This is a genomic window from Dichelobacter nodosus, assembly GCF_001263335.1.
GTDB lineage: Bacteria > Pseudomonadota > Gammaproteobacteria > Cardiobacteriales > Cardiobacteriaceae > Dichelobacter > Dichelobacter nodosus.
The window spans coordinates 160,001-181,512 of sequence record NZ_LGVW01000028.1; the positions used below are offsets into that span (position 1 = coordinate 160,001).

Below are 21,512 nucleotides of genomic sequence, written 5' to 3' on the forward strand. Positions count from 1 at the left end.
GCTCAGGATCGTTACGGCATCAGCTGGCATAATCGCCCGCGGTGGCTGCTCAATCATCGCTTTCCCATTATTCACCCTGAACAAGATAATAACCGCCATCAAACGCAATTATTAGCAGATTTTACCGCTCACTTTGCATTGCACGATGGCATTTCTTTTGAAACCTTTTTTCCGCAACAAACTGGTAACGGCATTGTGCTTATTTGTGGTTCAGAAAATTATCCCGCGAAACGTTGGTCGGTTGAACATTGGCGTACTTTGTTGGATTTTTTACTTCTTCATACGCATGAAAACATTATTTTCTGCGGAACGAAAAATGATATTGCGCTGATTCAGGAAATCACGGCGCCCTTTAATGCCGTGCGTATTCAAAACCTTGCCGGAAAAACAACTCTGTCAGAATTTGCCCACATTTTACGGCAAGCGCGTTTAGTAGTCGGCAATGATACGGGCGGATTGCATCTTGCTAATGCGCTTGCCGTGCCAACCATTGGTTTATATGGTCCGACAAATCCGCAACGCACCGCGCCCATTTATCAAGCACCGCTCATCATTTTGCAGCCGCCTGATTGCCCACCCACTGGCGGTAAAGATATGGCTTTGCTAGAAGCAGAACGCGTTATTTCGGCGGTAAAAAAATTATTAATGACAAAATAGTTTTGTTATAGTGTAACTGCAATTTTATTGGAGAATACTATGAAAAAAACTTTGATTGCGAGCACTATCTCTTTGTTTTCAATTTTAGCTTATGCGGAAGTGCCCAAAGTTGTCACCACAATTAAACCGTTGCATAGTTTGGTAGCGCAAGTGATGGACGGCGTGTCTCAACCTGATTTACTTATCGATCAAGGTTCACCGCACGGTTATCAAATGAAACCGAATGATGCTAAAGCTCTTGCTCATGCAGATTTAGTGATATGGGTGAGTAATGATTTAGAAACATTTATGGAAAAAGCATTGCGTAAAAATACGGCGCGTAAACTCAACTGGTCAGAAATTGACGGGATAAAATTACTCAAAAATCGCGCGGGCGGTTTATGGGAAGAACATGATCATAACGATCACGAGCATGAAGAGCATGATCATGCTCACGGCGTTCACGAACATGAAGAGCATGATCATGAACATGGCGATCACGAACATGAAGAACATGAACATCACCACGAGCATCATCACGGTATTAACAATGCCCATCTTTGGTTAGGAATTGATAATGCATCAGTTTTAGTAAACGCCACCGCACAAACGCTTGCCGAACTTGATCCAGAACACGCAAAAACCTATCAGCAAAATGCACAAAAAACGCTCGATAATCTTAATGCACAAAAAACCGCGCTTAAAAAGCAACTTTCAGGACTCGATAAAAAGCCTTATATGGTTTTTCACGATGCGTATCATTATTTTGAACAAGATTTTGGTTTAAATGCGGTGGGCGTGGTGCGCGTCGATCCGGAACACGAACCCGGTTTGAAAGATATTGAAGCGCTACGCAAACAATTCACCGAACATAAAATCGTCTGCATTTTTAAAGAACCGCAATTTCCTTCTACGATCGTGGATAAACTCGCCCAAGGCTCAAAAGTAAAAACGGGAACGTTAGATCCCATCGGCGCAGATTTACCAGCAGATCAATCTTTATATCAAAAACTGATGCAACAATTAGCTGATAACTTAACTGATTGTTTGAAATAACAATGCAAAAAAAGGATGGAACGCTCCATCCTTTTTCGCCAAAAAAATCAAAAATTACCGTCCCCAACAACGAGTAGAAATCGCATCCCTTGCCCCTTTACCGTTTGCTTGTTTCACATTGCGGTGATCCAAAGTAAATTCTTTACATTCATCGGAAGCTTGACTGCCAAATGCTGTAGCTTTCACGGTAAACTTATCTTCCTCAATTTCAGAAAGAGTAATGTCATAGCGCTTCGTACCAGTAGCAGGAGAAACGTCTAATCCCCACTTATTCAATAGAGCATTATCAATGGGATCGCCATTACTCATTTGGTTATACTTATGGGAAATACTATAATTTTGCTCCAACTTTTGCGCAACGCTCATCAGAACATTTCGCGCATCAACACGATAGCCGCGCAAAACGTAACGCTGATAATTTGGAATAGCAATCGCTGCCAAAATACCTATGATTGCTACAACAACCATCATTTCTACTAAAGTAAATCCCTTTTGCTTGGGAGAAATCATTTTGAACTCCTTCTTTACTGAATTCGACCAGCGCGACTAATACTAAGTTTAAGTTCTAAACCTTTAACCGTTTTGTGCGTTATTGTCAAATTTCCCCCCACAAAATTAAGAGGAGGGCGTCCATTGTTAAGAAAAATTAAATCTACACCATTTCCAACACCTAAATTAACAACAACATTCTCGTGAATCGGCGGATAATCACGAATGACTTTTTTCTCATTAACATCAAATACAATCCAACCTTGAGAGTAGTCATTAGCATTATCACATGACTCCCCATTCTTACTCGCGCATAGTTGAACAGGACGTTTTAAACGAATTGCTTCTTTTTGTGCCAGATAGAAAGCGCTTCGCCATTCGCCGGCAACCGCGCGCATTTGATTTGTAACCATCACTCGCTTTAGGCTTGGTGCAGCAAATGCCATCATGACTCCGAGAATAGCAACGACAACGGTCACTTCAAGGAGCGTAAAGCCCTTCATTTTTTGTGTCATTTTATTCCTTCCCTTCATCAGACTTGATGGGCACTTCTTCTTGCTTTAATAAAACGTAAGTATTTTGTTTTATTACGTTTACGGCACTATTCGTATCATCGCTAAGACCAACAGCCGTTACCCGCATCAACATTTTTGTTTCAATAACATTGGTTTGGAGTTTTTCATTAACGCCAACATTCTTAGGTTCTGCTTTAATCCGTTCAATTAAATATCTGATTTTTTTATCATTTTCATAACAAGCGGGTTGGTTTGCCAATGCTTGACAATCGCCTGTCCATTTAAAAAATGGACAATCTTGTACTGGTGAATTGTCGCAATTTCCTTTGTAATCAAAGGTACTGGCATCAACTACACCAGGAAGATTACTAACCTTACCATCATCTAGCCAAAAATCGACTATCTCGGTTGAAAGCACATAATCGATACCGTTGTTATCAGATGGTTTCTTTTCCAGATGATCTTCATCTATGATGTAGAGCTCTGCCGCCCGAAGCGCCACAGACGCTGCTTGAGATGCTTTCAATTGTTCGTAATCGGCACCAACTTTCTTCTCTTGCACACTAGCGCTTCCGAGTACAAACCGCAACAAAGTTAAGATTACTATCAAAAAGACCAAACAGGTCAGCAAAACGACCCCTTTTTCTTTGCGATAAATATAGCTCATAGTCCACCTCCCAGAGGGAAATAAATCAGATTAGGAACCGCAAAAGTTCTAACGTAACGGCGATATAGGCGTGTATCATTTTTAGGACGGTTATTATCCTCATTAAAATTGCCTTTACTATCTCGTACACAAGTAGGAATTTTGGGTTGTAATTCAGCTATATCTTGCGTTTTCTGGCTTTTCAGCGGTTCACCAGCCACAACAATACAAGCTTCCACACCAATTACTTTTGCCCATTCGCCTCCAACGTCTTCAGCTTTCACGATTTTGTCGGTATATAAACCTGATTGAGAGGAATAAACGTTAATATTGCTTCCGCCATCTTCGGTAGTCTCTGTTCCTCCGTCTCCTCCAGCCGAAGGGGTATAACCGGTTAGAGCGTATCGAAATTTCAATTCGGTTACGTTATCTACAATCGGCTCTGCATTACCTGCTTTATCATTATTTTTACCATTACCTTCACAATAAAAAGCACCATCTTGTAAAAAATATTTATTTTCTACAAGCTTTCCTTCTGGTTTTTGCCCTAAACAATCTCTACCAAAACCACTCTCTTTAAGGCGAGCCTTTTCCTCTAAATCACCTTTCTCATAAAGACCAGAAGGAATGTTTTTATTTCTATCAAAGGTCACTGAATTTTCACTTGATGCAAACTGATAACGAATCACCAAAGATTCTCTGGAATTTTCTTTAAGTTCTTCTACCGCCTCTTTACCAAAAGTAATAAAAAACGGGGTTTTAACTTTTATATCAGCACTTCCCGATTTCCAACCTTCTACTCTGGCATAAGCAGCTTGAATATCTTGTCTATTAATATTACCAATAATATTGTAGTGCTTTCTTGATTCCTTATTCTCATCTGACCCCTTAATTTGTTTAAAAGTAATAGGTTCAATAATATTTTCGGAAACATCAAAAAGCTCAACGTAGCCAGCCATATTTAAATCCTGCTGCAAACGTTCAAAAATTTGCCGCGCCGATTCATCTAAAGCCTCATTTAAGCTTCGATCCTTATCCATCTTATTTGCCGTTACATAGATAGAAGCTAAAGAAAGCAGCAAAATAAGACCAATTGTTAGGGCAACCATCATTTCCATTAAACTGATACCCTTTTGAAATTTATGAGTTGATTGATAATTCATGATAAATCCTTAAAGAGTAAAATCTACGCTAACTTGATCGGTTTTATTACTGGTTGCACTTCCTTCCGCACGTTGGTCTGCTTCAAAAATACGCCACATAATCGTAACCGTATAAATACCCGTCTTATCCTCATCGCGAGTCACAGCAGCTTGACCATTGGGCACAACAGCTTGCACACGTTGCAACCAATTAGTCATTTCCGTATATGCTTGTTTTACAGCATTTTTTCCTGCTTTATTTCTTAATTCGCAAGCTTCTTTGTCAACATCTTTATCTTTAAATTTCTCGCCACTGCATGTATCTGTTTTAAATTCTGCCGTCCCAATATTAATTGAGTAGCCATTTTCTTGATATTTCGCTATACCAAAAATATAACCATCGATACCCAAAGCATTCGCTTGTACCATCTCAATGAGCGACTGCATTTCATGCATAGCGCGTGCACGATATTCAGCAGAATATCCATAGCGGTTACTCACCTGCAACATCATTGTTGTCGTCACTAAACCGACGGCGACAATCAACATTGAAACGAGCACTTCCAGTAGCGTCATTCCCCGTTGTTTTTTTATTAACATAACTTTTCCTCTTCGTCTAAGAGCAGAGAGAGCATGGTGATTCCACCATGCTCTAAACACACATTACTTCAAAACAGATTCTTTGATTTCGCGAGTATTGATACGAATCAACCGCGCACTTTCTGGGCAAATTTTGAAATCGACGCCAATTTCATCATAGCCCTTACCGGTAGAAGAATGACTCAAAATCTTGTCAGCTTCTTTTCGAGAAATACAATAAGATTTTGTCTTATCTACTCCAGGAGCCTCATCCTGTCCAGATTGAGCCGCGCCATGTTGTGTCACCGATTTAGGTTCATCTAACGAAGAAAGAACTACGCCAGAAGTTAATCCATCTTCCTTGTAACCAGCAGCTTCTTGTTGCTCACTACCACCACCGTTGCCACCACCAGTATTTCCATTATTATCTATTGGTTTTGTTCTTGGCGGCAGATTTTTAAATCGAGCACTATCTTTTTTCGGGTTACTACCAGTTAACACGTCAACACCGTATATCCAGCTTTCACCTTTTGCTTCAGCCTTTGTTTCACTGGTTTTACAAGAATAGGAACTTGATTGATCAGGCTTGCTTCCGCTTGATGTTTCTGAAGAGTCATAAATTCGTGAAGAGAAGAAAGCGGTTGAGTTTAAAATTGAAGCCTGCGTTACAACGCGCTCACCATTTTCTTCATTGAGCAACAATTGCCAACCTTTTTTATCTTTAACAGGATTATCAGTTAAATAAGCTACTGTTTTACCATCAGCTTGCACAGTTGTCTCAACTTTTTGTTGCGCTAAATCATCGCTGGTAAGTACTTTGGGATCTTCATCATTTACATCATCAAAAATACCCATCATGACTTGGGGATCTTTCGACTTCAAATCTTCCTGATAAACGTCCGATCCAGTACCAACGACGATAACCAATTTATTATCTTGTCCATCGCGACCACGATAAATTGCCGGTTGTGCAGTAATTGGTTGCGATTTATTGCCTTGATAAATCTTGTGAACCGTCCACTCTGCAACGTTTTCTTTATTGAAAGTGAAACGATATAAGTTACCACCTTGGTCACCAGCATAAGCATGATCGAATAAGAAATCGCGGTCAGTATCCACAAGAACCGGTGTTGATAAACCACCAACGCCATCTTTTACCGTCAATTTAGCAATCAAGTCCCCCGCGGCTTTACCAGTACGAGCAGGATTGCCTTTATTAAGATTTAATCCCAAAGCTTCATAAATATAAAGCGTGGGTCCATTATCAAGTTTCACTGGAGAATTGGCAACAGGCGCACCTTCACGACCATGGTAACCATTGGCAAGGAATAAATATTGACGAACCGGATCTTCATCACCAAATTTCGCTTTGCCGTTATCGTATTTAGTTGCTACTTGTCCAAATTGTGGCGTATTTACCGTATAAGCCAATAAGTTATCAGCACCTTTTGCGGTTTCCCATAAAGGAACTGTTTTTGACCAATTTCCTTCGCCAGCATCTAAACCAATTGGTGCTTTGGTAACTCTATCAAAACCAGAAACACTCAAAACATAAGCACCGCGTCCGCCTTGTCCCATTGCGCCAGCAATATAAACACCAGATTTATCGCCTTTTTCAGCATCTTCAGAAGTGGCGCGCCATTGCATACCGCCGTTATTTAAGAATAAATGCGGTTGAGCATCGACCGGAGTTCCTTTTACGGTTTTACCGTAACCTTCTTCTGCGGTTGCCGCTAAAGCTTTAGCAACGGTATCTGAACCGTCAACGCTTTCCCGTTCCATCGCAGCTGGCAAATAGTTCAATGCCAATGTAAAAGGTTTTTCGCCTTCTTGAGCTTTAAAAATATAAACCATGCCGTCGTTGGCAGCGGTCATAACGTATTTTTGCGTGGAAAGAATCGGCGTTCCTAAGACGTCCGCCATCATGCGTTGAGGATCGTCTGCTTTTTCAGCACGCACGCGATATTGCGCAACTTTTTTTGCCGCTGCCGCTAATTTAGCCGCTCCATCGCGAATAGCAGGATCAGAGATGTTGCTACTACGTGTGTACCACGGTTTAAAATATTGCGCGAAATCATTTTCTTGTTCTTTACTAAAGCCATAAAAATCTGCTTTTGGCGCATCAGCAGCATCAATCAAGGTATTTTTCGTGCCGTCATTAACGATAATCTTCCGGCTCGAATAATCAGCACTAACGCGTTTCGGTTGTTCTACTCCGTCTTTATCTTTTTCTTTGACGATATTGCCCTTCTTATCCAATTGAGTAAACTCTAACGTACTGCTCCAATTGGCTGTATTTAAAGTTAAAGCAATACCAAACCCGCCATCTTTAGATGGAGTAACGGCAGGAGAAGAAACAGAGTGACCTTCTGTGGGTTTTAAAGCAATCGCACCGTTATTATTAATGTCTTCTACGATCAATCCAAAAGCATGATCCAATTCTTTTTGACTTAACGCACTAAAGAAACCCACGGTATCATCTTTCTTATCGCCATCGGTATCCAACATTGAAGCGGCATTTTTTAAATACGCTTTACCAATTGCGCTCAAACCAGAACCAAAGCCGATGGTATAAGTTTTAATGGTTTGTGGCGGGAAGCTGGCATCGTCCCAATCGAGACCTTCTTTATCTTTATCACCATAAAAAATACCTTCATTTTTCGGACTTTTAACGTCTTTACTGGCTAAACGTTTCGAAAAAAAGGCAATTCCATGATCTTCTTCATAAACGTTTGGATCATCGTAGAGACAGATAAATTGACTTTGCGCTATCAGGTTATGCAAACCACTAGAGGGATATATTAACTTAAAGCCATTAGGGCATTGTTGCCCCCGCGCCTTCCACTGCGGCCAAGTATATGGAATGTATTTGTATTCATCTTTGATGGGGCGATATCCATCAGCTGAATAATTAGCCGGTAACGCGCCAAAGAAAGAAGGCACTGCTTTATCCGTCCCACCTGTTGCCTGCAAAAATCTTCCTTTTCTGTTTCGGTACCAGCTATACCCAACAACTTCACGAATAGTACTAGGTTTATTTGAGTTTCTCAGGAAATAATTGTCCGCATTAATAGGCTCGTCTAAGAAAGAGTCTCCATCAGAAAGCACGATAATATAGTTCTTTTGACAAACGTGCTCCATATTCTTCACAACGTGCGTAAAAGCATCCATATAACGTGAAGTTGAAGGCGTACCACCTGACGGAGATAAAATAGACATTTGATTATTGATAATACTGTAGCTGTCTAACGTATACGGTGAAGGTTTTTGAGTTGTTTTGTTGTTAAGACTGATGAAACTCCAATAAAATTTATCTTTATAATCTTTATTTCGTAAAATTTTAACAAGCGCATTTCGCGCAATATCAAATTTTGATGCTTCATTGCCAGGAATTGCCGGAGTAGGAATCAACATTAAGTTCTGATGACCATTGGAGCAAGAAACACTATTAGCTGAAGACATGGTCGGTTTTGTACCATCCATACAAAAATAGCAATTACTACCAACAGCGAGCTGCTCATCAGACGGTATTATTAATGGCAAACCAAGCTGATTACGCTTATTTACAAAATTCATGTAACCATTAGAAGAGACAGGCCAAGAATAAGAGGGGCAATACAAACTAGAAGAATTGCCCCCAAACACCATTGGAGAATCAGCCATTGAACCAGAGTCGTCGATCATCAGCATAATTTTTGCTGGAAAACCATTCCCGCCGCTACTTTCACTGAAGTTTTGCAAGTTTAAAGACAAATAAGCAAAAGGCGAAAAGGGAATGCCCGCTTTATCTTTTTTCGCGTCCGCCGCATAACCTTGCGTGCAAACGGCAATCACTGCCAAAGCCAAAGGCAACCGTCCAAATGCCACGGTCGTTCCATCTTTTTTATGTTTCAAATTACGCATAATTCCTCCAAAGCACTGCTCGCGCAGTAAAACCCAACTCAAAGATTGGGACTAAACAAGTGAAATTTATTGACAGAACCTGTCAGATCTTTACGCATGCAAATTTTATGCCATAAAAATGTATTTTTATTAATAATCCGTTCACTAATGTTCATTAAAAATAAAAAAAAACAATTTTTACCGCCAGCGCGCAGAAAAAAGTTCTGCCCACTTTTTATGCACGGAATCCACATCAATTTCTGGCACAAATTCAGATAATTGCGCCATTTTCATTCCCGATAAACCGCAAGGATTAATACCCAAAAAAGGCGACAAATCCATTGCCACATTAATGGCAATACCGTGATAACTACAACCACGACTCACCTTAAATCCTAAAGAAGCAATTTTGCGTCCATCTGCCACATAAACGCCCGGCGCATCAGCGCGCGCGTGCGCAGCAACCGCATAATCCTGCAAAAGCGCGATCGTTGTTTCTTCAACCAGCGACACAAACCGCCGAATGCCGATATTCGCCGCCTTCAAACTCAATAACGGATAAATCACCGCCTGCCCAAGTCCGTGATAAGTAATTTGTCCGCCGCGGTCAATTTGAATTACGGGAATATTGCCGGTATTTAAAATATGCTCCGCTTTGCCCGCCTGCCCTTGCGTGTAAACGGGATAATGTTCTACCAACCATAATTGGTCATCTTCGGCGCCGCCGCGTTGCCGCGTAAAATCCTGCATCTTTTGCCAAACAGAAACATAATCCTGCCGCCCTAATTGTTGAATCAACATGTTATAACGCCATCAAAACATGCGGATTTTTTGATAGCGCTTGATAAACGCGATCAATTGCCGGCTTTTCATAAAACATCGCTGTTACCGTCAACGATAAATACCGCTGATTTTTGCTCAACTGCTCGGTAACGCCCATGCGATCCGCTTCTGGAATTAAATCTTCCGCAATTTGTAATACCGCCGCGCGAAAATCCGCATCATTTTTTCCCATAATCTTTATTGGAAAACGCGCGGGAAATTCCAATAATGATTCTTTTACCTCGTCACTCATCAATCTATCCTTATTTTTGCCGCCATAATGTGAAGCTATCTTTTAACCGTTTAAAAAATCCTGCGGCAGCAATATCTTTACCGGCAAGCGCGGGAACGGTGGCATAACTTTTGCTGCCATCGGTAACGGTAATCGTGCCCACTTTTTGCCCTTTTGTAATCGGCGCGATCAGCGTATCCAAAGCAACGTGCGCACTGATCGCATTTTGTGCGGTAACGGGCAACAATAAATGAACGGTGCGCTCGGCAACGATCGGCACTTCCGCTTCCAATCCTTTATACACCTTGCCGCGCAATAATACTTGCTCGGCGCGCAACGCTGTTACCTGCGTATAATTTGCAAAACCGAAATTGAGCAAATTTTCTGCCGCATCATAACGTTGCGCCTCTTTTTCTGCCCCTAAAACCACGCCAATTAACCGCCAATCGCCGCGTTTTTCACTCGCTGCTAAACAATAACCCGCGGCATCGGTATAACCCGTTTTCAAGCCGTCAACATTTTGATTGCGCCACAATAAACGATTGCGGTTGGGCTGTTTGATATTGTTCCACGTAAATTCTTTTTGCTGATAAAAATGATAAAACTCGGGAAAATCGCGAATTAACGCCTGAGCGAGCCGCGCAATATCATGAGCGGTGGAAAAATGTTGTTCATCGGGCATGCCGGTTGGATTTTGATAATGCGTTTTTTGTAAATCTAATTGTTTGGCGGTGGCATTCATCATATGAACAAATCCTGCCACTGTTCCGCCAATATATTCCGCCAGCGCCACGCTGGCATCGTTGCCCGATTGCACGATCATGCCTTGCAATAAATCGTTCACCGAAACTTGAGAATTAACTTCCACAAACATACGCGAACCATTTTGCGCTCGCGCATTTGCGCTGATCGTCACCAAATCGGTTAAATGAATTTTGCCGGTTTTTAACGCGTTAAACGTCACGTATGCCGTCATCAATTTTGTAATACTCGCCGGCGGCAAACGCTCATCGGCAGCGCGTTCTGCCAATATTTGTCCACTTTGCGCGTCCATTAAAAGATAACTTTTTACCGGCAAATCCGGCGGCGGTACTTCTGCGCGCACGCCGAAAAAAAGCAAAAAAACCGTCACAAAACAACATTTTTTCCAAAAAAGCATTTTCTTCCTTTATTTTTGAGAATGATTCACGCGTTACGGTTAAGCGGCGTTGTGGTAGCGGCTTTTAAACGCTTCTGGATCGGGAAACGATAATTCAATCCGCAAACCCGTTGGTTTATTTTCCAATAATTGAATCGTGCCGCCGTGTAAACTCATGATTGCGGCGACTAATGATAATCCTAATCCGTTTCCTTGCGTACTTCGGGCGGCATCTAAACGCACAAAACGCTTTAATACTTTTTCCCGATCTTGCTCGGCAATGCCTTTTCCATCATCACACACGGCAACTACAACGGTATGTTCCCGCCGTAACGCTTGTAAAAAAATATGACCGCCTTCCGGCGTATATTTCACGGCATTATCCAATAAATTTGTAATCGCTTGAGCGGTTAATTGTCGATTGCCCATAATCATCAAATCCGCGTCAATTTGTGCACAAAAATGATGCATGCCTTCTTCCTCTTCGTTGAGCACTTCATACATTTCTGCCATATCTTCAGATATTTGCGACAAACTGATCAATTCAAAATCATCACGAGCGCGCGATTCAACTTGCGCAATATTGAGCAAGGAATTGAACGTTTGCAACAATCCTTGGGCATCAACAATCGATTGTGAAATCACCTCGCGCAATTCGGCATTACTGCGATGCTCGTCTAATAACGCAACTTCCATGCGGCTGCGCAAACGATTCAGCGGACTGCGCAAATCGTGAGCAATATTATTAGTAACTTGCCGTTGACTGGTAATTAAGCGCTCGATTCTGTCGAGCATGTGATTTAAATCTTCGGCGAGTAATTGCAATTCAATGGCATCATTGCCTTTAATTAAAATGCGCTCGGAAAAATCGCCGTCAACAATGACTCTTGCCGTGCGGCTGATACGGGCAATAGATTTTGTAATCTTTTGTCCAATCATAAAAGAGCCAAAAAACGATGCCAGAATTAAAACCGCCGTCATCAGCATTGCCATCGTATTCATTTTATGCAAAATCTGCCGTTCGCTGCGGGTGTCATACCCCACGATAACCGCATATTGATTGCGCAGCGGCATGACGATCACGCGCATGATATTTTTGCGATTGACGAGCGGCTCGTGTTCTTCATTATTCAAATAATTTTGACTTTGCATGTGGCGCTTGAGATTACACAAATCATCAAAAGAACTGTTTGTCATAATCATCACCGGCATTTCTTCATCAAAGCTCGGATATTCCTGCAAACAATAAGACATCGCCGGCTCTGTTTGCACGCGTTCTGTAATCCCCGTTGCCAGCGGATTAATATCAAAGCTGCTGTGATATTCATAGCGCCTTTGTAAACGCATACTTTCCGACAAAAGTCGCGCGTCAATTTGATCAAAAATTTGCTGGCGCGCGGTTTGATAAATCATTACCATTGCCGCGCCCGTAATAATGCTTGCGACCAAAGTAAACAACAATGAGAACCGGAATGCCGAAATTCTCATTGTTTGTTTGGCGTCGCTGATAATTTTAGCGATAAGTGGATGGATCATACATGCTGTAACCGGCGCCGCGTTCGGTATGAATTAAAGGAGGATTAAAATCTTTGTCGATTTTACTGCGCAAACGTGAAATATGAACATCAATCACGTTGGTTTGCGGGTCAAAATTATATTCCCAAACTTTTTCTAAAAGCATGGTGCGCGTCACCACTTGCCCAGAATTGCTCATTAAATATTCCAAAAGACGAAATTCGCGCGGTTGTAAATTAATCTTTTTTCCCGCACGGGTTACTTTGCGCCGCAATCGATCGAGATGCAAATCCGCAATTTCTAGTACCATTTGATCGTGAACGTCGGTATTACGCCGCCGCGCCAGCGATTGCACGCGTGCTAAAAGTTCCGAAAACGCATAAGGTTTAACCAAATAATCATCACCGCCGGCAGCAAGTCCTTCAACGCGATCGTCAACTTCTCCCAAAGCCGAAAGAATTAATACTGGAGTACTGGCTCCTTGAGCGCGCAATTGTTGAATTAAAGAAAGCCCATCTAATTCCGGCAACATGCGATCAACGATTAAAACGTCATATTGACCTTTTTGCGCTATCATTAATCCTTTGCTGCCGGTATGCGCGGTATCAACAACATAACCGCTTTCAGTCAATCCTTTTGCAATATAGGCTGCGGCATCTTGATCGTCTTCAATTACCAATATGTGCATATTTTCCTCCCAATTTGTTATCAGCATTTAATTGACCGCTCCATTGATGTCACTGCGGCAATTTAGTAAAAATATTGTACTCATCTTATCGGAAATAGGAGTAATGATGAATAAAACCTTAGTAACCCTTATTTTTGCAATAAATTTGCTCTTCTCCAGTTTAATTCATGCCGATCTGCCACCGAATTTTACCGAATTAGTTGAAAAAGCTTCTCCGGCAGTTGTCAGTATTGAAGTGCAAAGTCTTGTTACGCAACCAAAATTTTCAAGACTTACGCCTCCTTTTCCTGATTTGTTTGAACATTTTTTCGGCGAACAAGGCTCACCTTTTAGCGAACCATTCCCAGAAGAACAACCCGAAAAAGAATTGCGCAAAGGCAACGGCTCCGGATTTATTATTGACGCAGAAGGTTATGTTTTAACTAATGCGCACGTTATTGATGGCGCTGATAGCGTTTCCGTATTATTAACCGATCAACGCGAATACAGCGCTGAAATTGTTGGCGTTGATAAACGTACCGATATCGCATTGTTAAAAATTGCCGCGCAAAAATTGCCCACCGTGCAATTAGGCGATTCTGACGCGGTAAAAGTTGGCGATTGGGTACTCGCAATTGGTTCCCCTTTTGGTTTTGATACCACTGCCACCAAAGGCATCGTTTCTGCTTTGGGACGCAGCCTCCCCAGCGGAACCTATACACCTTTTATTCAAACCGATGCCGCCATCAATCCAGGCAATTCCGGCGGACCTTTATTTAACGGCAAAGGCGAAGTAATCGGCATTACTTCACAAATTTATACCCGCAGCGGCGCCTTCAATGGCGTTGGTTTTGCCATTCCCATTAATTTAGCCAAAACTATTGCCGAACAATTAAAAACCACTGGCAGCGTCAACCGCGGTTGGTTGGGCGTTTCCATTCAAGCCGTTGACCAAAAATTGGCAGAATCTTTTGGTATGGAAAAACCAGAAGGCGCATTAATTGCGCAAATTGTTAAAGATGCGCCGGCGGAAAAAGCACAATTAAAAGTCGGCGATATTTTGCTTTCTTTTAATGGTCATACCATCAATAAAGCCAGCGATTTACCGCCGCTCGTTGCGATGGCGCCGTTGGGTAAAGATGTAGAAATTGAATATTTGCGCGACGGCAAAAAGCAAACCACTACCGTCAAAATCGAAAATTTAGAAACAGCTGACACTTCATCTGCGGCAACATCGCGTGAAATGCGCAATTGGGGCATTGAACTCAAAGCGCTTGATGATGATACGCGTAACGCTTTGGAATACGAAGATAAAGAAGGCGTCTTGATTGCGCGCGTTGAACCGAATTCGGCAGCAGCAAAATCAGGATTGCGCGCCGGCGATATTTTAATTGCCGTTGGCGACAGCATCATCAACACGCCTAAAGAAGCTTCTAAATTATTAGCGAAAACGGATCGCGCGCTGCCGGTACTCATTTACCGTCGCGGCTCAACAATTTTCTTGCCGCTGATGCCCGAGAAAAAGAAATAAATCCGTTTTTCCATAAAAAAATCTGTACCCTTTGCGGTACAGATTTTTTTATCACTTAATTTTTTTGCCCCAAACGGTAACCAATTCCACGAATCGACATCACCGGCAATTGTTCGTCAATATTTTCAAAAGCTTTGCGCAAACGTCTAATGGCAACGTCCACCGCGCGATCGCCAATATCTTCTTCGCCCTGCCAAGCAAAATCTAATAATTGCTCCCGACTTAATACTTTATTGGGGTGGCGCAAAAAACATTCTAATAATTGAAATTCTCGCCGATTGAGTTTTAATAATTTATCTTGAAAAAAAACTTCATACGTCAATAAATTCATCGTAATGTCTTCCCAAGATAAACAAGATTGTTCTTCTTCTGATTCTGGCATGCGGCGAAATAATGCTTTTATGCGTGATTGCAGTTCTGCCATCGAGAATGGTTTGGTTAAATAATCATCAGCGCCGTAATCCAATCCTTTGATAATATCGCGTTCATCGGCGCGCGCGGTCAACATGATCACCGGCAAATAACGCAACGTTTCTATTTTGCGAAGATCTTCTAAAATTTTAATACCGCTGCCGTCGGGCAACATCCAATCCAATAAAACCAAATCAGGAATTTGCTGCTGCAAAATCGTTTTTGCCTGCGCTAAAGTTCCGGCTTCAATGCATTGATACTGGTCTTGCAAACCGTATAACAATAATTGTTGAATAGCCGGCTCGTCTTCAACTAATAAAATACGTTTTTTCACTATATTTTCCTCAATTGATAACCAATAAGCGCTTCTATCTTGCCTCGCCTACGATGGATTAACAAAAATACGTTGCCGATAATGCCGCAATTCATCGATAGAATCGCGAATATCTTGCAATGCTTGATGCGTCGTATTTTTATGAAAATAATGCTCGGGATACCAACGCGCCACCAATTCTTTGATCGTTGAAACGTCCAAATTGCGGTAATGAAAAAAAGCTTCTAAACGCGGCATCAAACGCGATAAAAACCGCCGATCCTGACAAATACTATTGCCACAAATCGGTGAACGCCCTTTTTCGCTGTATTGCTCTAAAAACGATAACGTTTGCGCTTCGGCTTCAAGCGTATTAAATGAACTTTGCCGCACGCGCTCAATCAAACCCGAAGCGCCGTGATGCTTTTGATTCCACGCGTCCATTTGCGCCAAAATCGGCTCCGGCTGATAAACAGCAATCACCGGACCTTCTGCCAAAATATTTAATTGTGCATCGGTAACAATCGTTGCAATTTCAATGATTTCATCGTGTTGCGGATCCAATCCGGTCATTTCCAAATCGATCCAAACCAAATTATTTTTTTTATCCACGAGGTTATCCTTTTGAACTTTTTAAGTACGCAAACCATTATTCCGCGATTATGGCGCGAGGGTCAACGTTTGCCCCAATAAAGAAAGCGGCGCATTACCATAAATTGCCTGAAAAACGGGCGGATTTTCGAAAAAAAATCGGACGCAAACCGGATCGCGGACGCATTCTTGCCAAAGCGCCGAAAAAATCCAATCGCGATTAAAAACCGCCGTCAACCAAAAATAATGACGATTTAACGCGCTTTTTAAACGCCAAATTGGCGCAAATTCTGCCACGCCAACGGCTTTCATTTGCGTAGGAAAACGTAAATCTTCCGCCTTAATTAGCGCCTCTTTTAACGTCCACAAACGATAAAAATCCACCATTAATTGCGGTGATGATTGCAAAAAATCCTGTTCTTTTTCATTGCAAACCTGCTTCATCAAAGCATGAAAATCGCGCGGCTGCATAAACTCCAAATCCGCACCAACTGCTCCTTTTTGTCCCAAAGCAATAAAAGCATGGTCATATTTATGACTCAAACACCACGGCGCCTCGGGATTTTTCTGCGTCACAAATGCTTTTAAAGCGCGCGAATTTTGCCAAGAAAGCGTGCGTTCACGCTGCGGCGCGTGTTGTAAACGTAATCGATCCGACGACGACAACTGCGCACGTTGATAAAAACGCGCGCAATCAGGCGTTGCAAAAAAAACCGAATAATCGAGCATCGTTTGCGGTTTCAAAACGCTTTATTCTTTCAGTTGTTTTAAAATTTTTTCATGTAACGCGCGTTCCGCTTCTGGAACGTCAACGGGCAACCACGCGCACGGCGTTTTTGCAAACGTTGCGGCGGTTTTTTGTTCGGCGCGGCGGGCGGACGCCATCATGGGGTGCGCAAACGATAAATCCGATTGTCCGCCGGTTAATTTTAAATACACTTCCGCTAATAATTGCGCATCTAATAAAGCGCCGTGCAATTCGCGTCCCGTATTATCCACGCCGAAACGTTTACATAACGCGTCCAAATTATTGCGCGCGCCGGCAAATTTTTCTCGGGCAATTTTCAAACTGTCTACCAAAGTAAATTTATCGCCCAAACGATAATCGCAACCCGCCAGCTGCAATTCCCGATCAATAAATTGTCGATCAAAGGCGATATTATGCGCCACCAGTTCATCGGCAGAAGCCAAATAAGCTTCAAATTCCGGCAAAACGTCTTTAAAAAACGGCTTATCTGCCAAAAATTCATCAGAAATGCCGTGCACTTTAAAAGCTTGAGGATCAACTGGTTGCTCGGGATTAAGATAACAATGGAAATAATGCTCGGTTGGAACGCGGTCAATTAATTCCACGCAGCCAATTTCAATAATGCGATGCCCTTCGGCTTTATTATCGCTTTCAAAATTCATGCCCGTGGTTTCGGTATCAAAAATAACGCTGCGAAAACTCATATCAATTCGTCATTTTTAAAAATTGTTCGATATTCATCGCTAATTGCGCGGCGATTTCGGCAGCTGTTTTTTGATTATCGGCAAAAGTATCTAAATAAATCTTTAATTTGGGTTCGGTGCCCGATGGACGCACGATCACGCGATGACCGTCCACCAATTCAAATACCAACATATTACTTGCCATTGCCGTTTTTAAATGATCGCAATAATGCATCACGCGATAATCGCCCACTTTTTCAAAAGGTTTTTCACGCAATACATTGATAATACGATTAATTTTTTCATTATCTTCAATACGTATACTGATTTGTTGGCTGTGAAAAGCGCCAAATTGCGCTTGAAATGCTTGCATATAATCCAAAAACGTTTTGCCTTGCGCTTTTAAGGTTGCCATTAAATCCAAAAAAGCAATCGCGGCAGAAATACCATCTTTATCCGCAACTTTATCGGCATCAACGAGATAACCCAAAGCTTCTTCAAAACCAAAAATCAGCCCCTCAATTCTGCCAATCCATTTAAAACCGGTCGGCGTTTCTTGATACGTCATATCGTACGCGGCGGCGATTTTTTTCAATAACGGACTGGAAACCAATGAACAGGCAAAAACACCTTTTTTTCCTTGCGCCTGCGCGCGTTGCGCTAAATGCCACGCCAAATACAATCCCACCATATTGCCGTGCAAACGTTCCCAAACGCCTTCAGAACTCGGCAATGCTACCGCCAAACGATCAGCATCGGGATCGTTGGCAATAATAAATTCCGCGTTGACTTTTTTTGCCAACTCAATTGCCAAATCCAAAGCGCCTTTTTCTTCAGGATTGGGAAATGCTACCGTTGGGAAATTCGCATCAGGTTGCGCCTGCGTTTCCACCAATTGCGGTTGCGTTAATCCCACCGCGTGCAAAGTATCGAGCAAAGTTTCCGTGCCCACGCCGTGCATCGCGGTATAAACGTAATTCATTAAAACCGGTTTACTTTGAAACACCGCTGCCGTGCGTTCAATATATTGATCAATCACCGACATCGGAATCAGATGATAATGAATATCCCGCGGCAATTCGTTAACGCGTAAATGTTGCGCCACATAATCAATTTCCGCGGCAATATCGGCATCAGCTGGCGGCACAATTTGCGCCCCACGATGTTCACCGCCCAAATAAACTTTATAACCGTTATCTTCGGCAGGATTATGGCTCGCCGTCACCATCACACCAGCATCAGCTTGATAAACGCGCAAAGCAAAAGCCAAAACTGGCGTCGGACGTAAATCAGGCATTAAATAAGCTTCAATTCCTGATGCTTGCAAAATTTCTGCCGTATCTTTGGCAAAACGGCGCGAATGTTTGCGCCCGTCATAACCGATAACCACTTTTTTTCCGGCGCCCAAATAACGCGCCAAACCCGCTGCCGCCTGCGCCACTAATACACGATTCATGCCATTGGGTCCCGCCTGCAAACGTCCGCGCAAACCCGCCGTGCCAAATTGCAAGCGCCCTTCAAAACGGCGTTTTAATTCCGCTTCATCGTTGGCATCAATAAACGCTTGTAATTCGGCGCGCGTTTCCGAATCGGGATCTTGGGCAAGCCATGCTTGCGCCTGTTCAATTAAAGTAGACATAAATCCTCCAAAAAACGATTAAATTCATGATGATATATTTTCGGCGCGCACAATTTCGTACACACAATTTAACGGCGCCACAACGGCATCATCAATCGTCACTGCGGCAAGATAAGCGTTTGCCGCGCGTTGCCACGAATACTCATCGCGCGCGTGAATCATCACCAGCGGCGTATGTTCATCAACCGCGCTGCCTATCGGTAAAATTTGAGAAAAACCCACGCAGTAATCAATGCGATCATCGGTGCGCACTCTTCCGCCGCCCAGTTGAATAACAGCTAAACCCATTTCGCGACTGTTCATCGCCGTAATCGTTCCTGCATGCGGCGCGAATAATGGTTTTTGCACCGCTGCCTGCGGCAATAACCGCGCATAATGCTGACAAAAATCCTGCACACCACTTTGAGCGGCAATCATACGATCAAAACGATCTGCGGCGGCGCCGCTGTCTAATGCTTTTTGCACGATTTTTAGAGCGGCACCCTGATCGGGCGCTAATTGCGCGTGCCGTAACGCTTCCGCTGCTAACGTAAAAGTTACGTTTTTCAAACGCGGATTTTGATCGTCACCGCGCAGAAATTGTACCGCTTCTGCCACTTCAACCGCATTGCCAATACTTGCCGCCAACGGTTGATTCATATCGGTTAATAAAGCGCTGGTTTGGCACCCCGCCGCATTGGCAACGCGCACGATATTATGCGCGAGCGCGCGGGCTTGAGTGATATCGGTCATAAAAGCGCCGTTTCCCACTTTAATATCCATCACCAAACCATCGAGTCCTTCCGCTAATTTTTTGGACAATATCGAAGCGGTAATTAACGCGATCGATTCTACCGTGGCGCTGATATCGCGAACGGCATAAATGCGTTTATCCGCCGGCGCCAATTCATCAGTTTGCCCAACAATGGCGCAGCCGATATGTTGCACGATTTTTTGCATACGCGCCGCGTTCGGAAAAGCCTCAAAATGAGGAATGGATTCGAGTTTATCGATGGTGCCGCCGGTATGCCCTAATCCGCGACCGGCAATCATCGGCACACAAACACCGCAGGCGGCTAAAAGCGGCGCCAAAATCAGCGAGACGTTATCGCCGATGCCGCCGGTTGAATGTTTATCAACGATGGGCGTGGTTGTTTGCCAACGCAAACATTGCCCCGAATCGCGCATGCTTAAAGTTAACGCGGTTTGCTCGTCAATAGTCAATCCGTTGAAAAAAACTGCCATACAAAATGCAGCAATTTGCGCTTCAGAAATGCGGTTTTGACTGATTTCGTTGACAAAAAAACCGATTTCTTCTGAAGAAAGCGGTTGTTTATCCCTTTTTTTGCGGATAATTTCTTGGGGAAGATAAGTTGTCATCACAAAGTGGTCATTTACGCGGATAATTCCGTGTAAATATCAGATAATAAAGAAGATGATCCCAAACGCACGCGGTCAGGTTTAATCCATTCTTCACCGAAATGACGGCGAATGATCTCTAAATAAACCGCGGCATCGTTCATCGTGCGAATGCCGCCGGAAACTTTTATGCCCACGCGATCTTTGGCGTCTAGACGAATAATGGTGGCGCAAATGATTTCCACGGCTTCTGGCGTCGCGCCGACGGCAATTTTTCCGGTGGACGTTTTGACAAAATCACCACCGCCCAAAATGGCGATTTCAGTGGCTTTGGCAATCATGGCATCGTTTTCCAGCGCGCCGCTTTCAATAATAACTTTCAAATGCCCGCCGCCGCCGTGCGTTGCTTCGGCGACTTGACTCACCACGGTTAACGCGGTGGTATCTTCTTTTTGAAACAAGCTGTTATAGGGCAAAACCAGATCAATTTCGGTGGCACCATCGGCGAGCGCTTGTTGCGTATCTTGCAAAATGGTAGTTAATTCATGTTCGCCGGAAGGAAAGTTAACAACGGTCGCAACGGCAACGGAACTGCCATCGCAATCGTCTAACGTTTGCCGCGCGGTTTTAATATATTGCGGATAAACACAAACCGCGGCGACTTTGCCGTGAATGCTGACGGCTTGACGACAAAGACGCTCAATGTGTTCCGCCGTATCATCTTCATTGAGACTAGTTAAATCGATTAAAGAAAGTTGAAATTTTGCAGATTGAATCATACGTTTCACTATGACCATAAAACAGTAGCCGGTAAGTGTATCATGACGCACCGGAAGCGAATAGGGAGCGCTTGATGAGAAATTAGCGCGGGCGTTTAGTGGCGTCAATCAACCGATAAAACCACCGCATCAGCAGTTATCCATAAAAAAATCACGCCGT

General features: G+C 43.0%; 21 protein-coding genes (1 of these 21 cut by a window edge). 3 read left to right on the forward strand and 18 right to left on the reverse strand.

Annotation, left to right across the window (positions count from 1 at the left end):
• A protein-coding gene (locus AKG33_RS05280) for a glycosyltransferase family 9 protein (RefSeq protein WP_012031204.1) crosses the window boundary here: on the forward strand, positions 1–657 show its 3' portion. It extends 279 nt beyond the left edge of the window; 657 of the gene's 936 nt are visible here — the last part of the coding sequence; the start codon falls outside the window, past its left edge; the stop codon is at positions 655–657.
• Positions 658–696: 39 nt separating this feature from the next.
• Positions 697–1,692 carry a zinc ABC transporter substrate-binding protein gene (locus AKG33_RS05285; protein ID WP_012031205.1) on the forward strand — a complete coding sequence of 332 codons (996 nt, stop codon included), beginning with the start codon at positions 697–699 and terminating at the stop codon, positions 1,690–1,692.
• A gap of 54 nt (positions 1,693–1,746) precedes the next feature.
• On the opposite strand, the gene AKG33_RS07520 is transcribed toward AKG33_RS05285, so the two are convergent.
• The 11 genes from AKG33_RS07520 to AKG33_RS05340 all read right to left on the reverse strand — a co-directional run bounded on the left by AKG33_RS07520 (position 1,747) and on the right by AKG33_RS05340 (position 13,340).
• Entirely contained in the window at positions 1,747–2,202 is a 456-nt protein-coding gene (locus AKG33_RS07520; protein WP_012031206.1) for a type IV pilin protein, read from the reverse strand.
• 14 nt (positions 2,203–2,216) lie between these two features.
• Positions 2,217–2,696, reverse strand: coding sequence for a GspH/FimT family pseudopilin (locus AKG33_RS05295; protein ID WP_012031207.1), 480 nt, complete (start codon positions 2,694–2,696; stop codon positions 2,217–2,219).
• Position 2,697: 1 nt separating this feature from the next.
• On the reverse strand, positions 2,698–3,363 hold the full coding sequence (locus tag AKG33_RS05300) for a pilus assembly PilX family protein (protein WP_012031208.1): 666 nt from the start codon (positions 3,361–3,363) through the stop codon (positions 2,698–2,700).
• A complete protein-coding gene (locus AKG33_RS05305; protein WP_012031209.1) occupies positions 3,360–4,505 on the reverse strand; it encodes a PilW family protein in 1,146 nt (381 codons plus the stop codon). Before AKG33_RS05305 ends, AKG33_RS05300 begins: the two co-directional genes overlap by 4 nt.
• 9 nt (positions 4,506–4,514) lie before the next feature.
• Positions 4,515–5,084, reverse strand: a complete 570-nt coding sequence (locus AKG33_RS05310) for a prepilin-type N-terminal cleavage/methylation domain-containing protein (protein WP_012031210.1) — start codon at positions 5,082–5,084, stop codon at positions 4,515–4,517.
• A 63-nt stretch (positions 5,085–5,147) separates the two neighbouring features.
• The gene (locus AKG33_RS05315) at positions 5,148–8,966 is read right to left on the reverse strand and encodes a PilC/PilY family type IV pilus protein (protein ID WP_050708017.1); all 3,819 of its coding nucleotides are present in this window, start codon (positions 8,964–8,966) and stop codon (positions 5,148–5,150) included.
• A gap of 177 nt (positions 8,967–9,143) precedes the next feature.
• On the reverse strand, positions 9,144–9,746 hold the full coding sequence (gene lipB / locus AKG33_RS05320; protein ID WP_012031213.1) for a lipoyl(octanoyl) transferase LipB: 603 nt from the start codon (positions 9,744–9,746) through the stop codon (positions 9,144–9,146).
• Between the two features lies 1 nt (position 9,747).
• A complete protein-coding gene (locus AKG33_RS05325; protein ID WP_012031214.1) occupies positions 9,748–10,020 on the reverse strand; it encodes a YbeD family protein in 273 nt (90 codons plus the stop codon).
• 10 nt (positions 10,021–10,030) lie between these two features.
• Positions 10,031–11,104 (reverse strand): D-alanyl-D-alanine carboxypeptidase family protein, encoded by a 1,074-nt coding sequence (locus tag AKG33_RS05330; RefSeq protein WP_161802466.1) that lies wholly within the window; start codon positions 11,102–11,104, stop codon positions 10,031–10,033.
• Positions 11,105–11,197: 93 nt separating this feature from the next.
• Positions 11,198–12,673: a sensor histidine kinase gene (locus AKG33_RS05335; protein ID WP_049752499.1), complete on the reverse strand. Its 1,476-nt coding sequence runs from the start codon at positions 12,671–12,673 to the stop codon at positions 11,198–11,200.
• Positions 12,651–13,340 (reverse strand): winged helix-turn-helix domain-containing protein, encoded by a 690-nt coding sequence (locus AKG33_RS05340; RefSeq protein WP_012031217.1) that lies wholly within the window; start codon positions 13,338–13,340, stop codon positions 12,651–12,653. The genes AKG33_RS05335 and AKG33_RS05340 overlap by 23 nt, the downstream gene beginning before the upstream one ends.
• A 106-nt stretch (positions 13,341–13,446) precedes the next feature.
• Between AKG33_RS05340 and AKG33_RS05345 the strand changes: the two genes are divergently transcribed.
• A complete protein-coding gene (locus AKG33_RS05345; RefSeq protein WP_012031218.1) occupies positions 13,447–14,850 on the forward strand; it encodes a DegQ family serine endoprotease in 1,404 nt (467 codons plus the stop codon).
• A 55-nt stretch (positions 14,851–14,905) separates the two neighbouring features.
• On the opposite strand, the gene AKG33_RS05350 is transcribed toward AKG33_RS05345, so the two are convergent.
• The 7 genes from AKG33_RS05350 to deoC are packed head-to-tail and all read right to left on the reverse strand — an operon-like array spanning position 14,906 to position 21,352.
• Positions 14,906–15,595: a response regulator gene (locus tag AKG33_RS05350; protein ID WP_012031219.1), complete on the reverse strand. Its 690-nt coding sequence runs from the start codon at positions 15,593–15,595 to the stop codon at positions 14,906–14,908.
• 48 nt (positions 15,596–15,643) lie between these two features.
• Positions 15,644–16,186 (reverse strand): oligoribonuclease, encoded by a 543-nt coding sequence (gene orn / locus AKG33_RS05355; protein WP_012031220.1) that lies wholly within the window; start codon positions 16,184–16,186, stop codon positions 15,644–15,646.
• Positions 16,187–16,234: 48 nt separating this feature from the next.
• On the reverse strand, positions 16,235–16,894 hold the full coding sequence (locus AKG33_RS05360; protein ID WP_152907713.1) for a 4'-phosphopantetheinyl transferase family protein: 660 nt from the start codon (positions 16,892–16,894) through the stop codon (positions 16,235–16,237).
• A 21-nt stretch (positions 16,895–16,915) separates the two neighbouring features.
• A complete protein-coding gene (dnaQ, locus tag AKG33_RS05365) occupies positions 16,916–17,617 on the reverse strand; it encodes a DNA polymerase III subunit epsilon (RefSeq protein ID WP_012031222.1) in 702 nt (233 codons plus the stop codon).
• 1 nt (position 17,618) lies between these two features.
• Positions 17,619–19,235, reverse strand: a complete 1,617-nt coding sequence (locus tag AKG33_RS05370) for a phospho-sugar mutase (protein ID WP_012031223.1) — start codon at positions 19,233–19,235, stop codon at positions 17,619–17,621.
• 24 nt (positions 19,236–19,259) lie between these two features.
• On the reverse strand, positions 19,260–20,594 hold the full coding sequence (gene deoA, locus AKG33_RS05375) for a thymidine phosphorylase (protein ID WP_050708019.1): 1,335 nt from the start codon (positions 20,592–20,594) through the stop codon (positions 19,260–19,262).
• A gap of 14 nt (positions 20,595–20,608) precedes the next feature.
• Positions 20,609–21,352 (reverse strand): deoxyribose-phosphate aldolase, encoded by a 744-nt coding sequence (gene deoC / locus AKG33_RS05380; RefSeq protein WP_012031225.1) that lies wholly within the window; start codon positions 21,350–21,352, stop codon positions 20,609–20,611.
• Positions 21,353–21,512 lie beyond the last annotated feature (160 nt).

Bases quoted from the DNA above. Each gene is read 5' to 3' on its own strand.
- AKG33_RS05285 (WP_012031205.1), top strand. From the start codon at position 697: ATGAAAAAAACTTTGATTGCGAGCACTATCTCTTTGTTTTCAATTTTA.
- AKG33_RS07520 (WP_012031206.1), bottom strand. From the start codon at position 2,202: ATGATTTCTCCCAAGCAAAAGGGATTTACTTTAGTAGAAATGATGGTT.
- AKG33_RS05295 (WP_012031207.1), bottom strand. From the start codon at position 2,696: ATGACACAAAAAATGAAGGGCTTTACGCTCCTTGAAGTGACCGTTGTC.
- AKG33_RS05300 (WP_012031208.1), bottom strand. From the start codon at position 3,363: ATGAGCTATATTTATCGCAAAGAAAAAGGGGTCGTTTTGCTGACCTGT.
- AKG33_RS05305 (WP_012031209.1), bottom strand. From the start codon at position 4,505: ATGAATTATCAATCAACTCATAAATTTCAAAAGGGTATCAGTTTAATG.
- AKG33_RS05310 (WP_012031210.1), bottom strand. From the start codon at position 5,084: ATGTTAATAAAAAAACAACGGGGAATGACGCTACTGGAAGTGCTCGTT.
- AKG33_RS05315 (WP_050708017.1), bottom strand. From the start codon at position 8,966: ATGCGTAATTTGAAACATAAAAAAGATGGAACGACCGTGGCATTTGGA.
- lipB (WP_012031213.1), bottom strand. From the start codon at position 9,746: ATGTTGATTCAACAATTAGGGCGGCAGGATTATGTTTCTGTTTGGCAA.
- AKG33_RS05325 (WP_012031214.1), bottom strand. From the start codon at position 10,020: ATGAGTGACGAGGTAAAAGAATCATTATTGGAATTTCCCGCGCGTTTT.
- AKG33_RS05335 (WP_049752499.1), bottom strand. From the start codon at position 12,673: ATGATCCATCCACTTATCGCTAAAATTATCAGCGACGCCAAACAAACA.
- AKG33_RS05340 (WP_012031217.1), bottom strand. From the start codon at position 13,340: ATGCACATATTGGTAATTGAAGACGATCAAGATGCCGCAGCCTATATT.
- AKG33_RS05345 (WP_012031218.1), top strand. From the start codon at position 13,447: ATGAATAAAACCTTAGTAACCCTTATTTTTGCAATAAATTTGCTCTTC.
- AKG33_RS05360 (WP_152907713.1), bottom strand. From the start codon at position 16,894: ATGCTCGATTATTCGGTTTTTTTTGCAACGCCTGATTGCGCGCGTTTT.
- dnaQ (WP_012031222.1), bottom strand. From the start codon at position 17,617: ATGAGTTTTCGCAGCGTTATTTTTGATACCGAAACCACGGGCATGAAT.
- AKG33_RS05370 (WP_012031223.1), bottom strand. From the start codon at position 19,235: ATGTCTACTTTAATTGAACAGGCGCAAGCATGGCTTGCCCAAGATCCC.
- deoA (WP_050708019.1), bottom strand. From the start codon at position 20,594: ATGACAACTTATCTTCCCCAAGAAATTATCCGCAAAAAAAGGGATAAA.
- deoC (WP_012031225.1), bottom strand. From the start codon at position 21,352: ATGATTCAATCTGCAAAATTTCAACTTTCTTTAATCGATTTAACTAGT.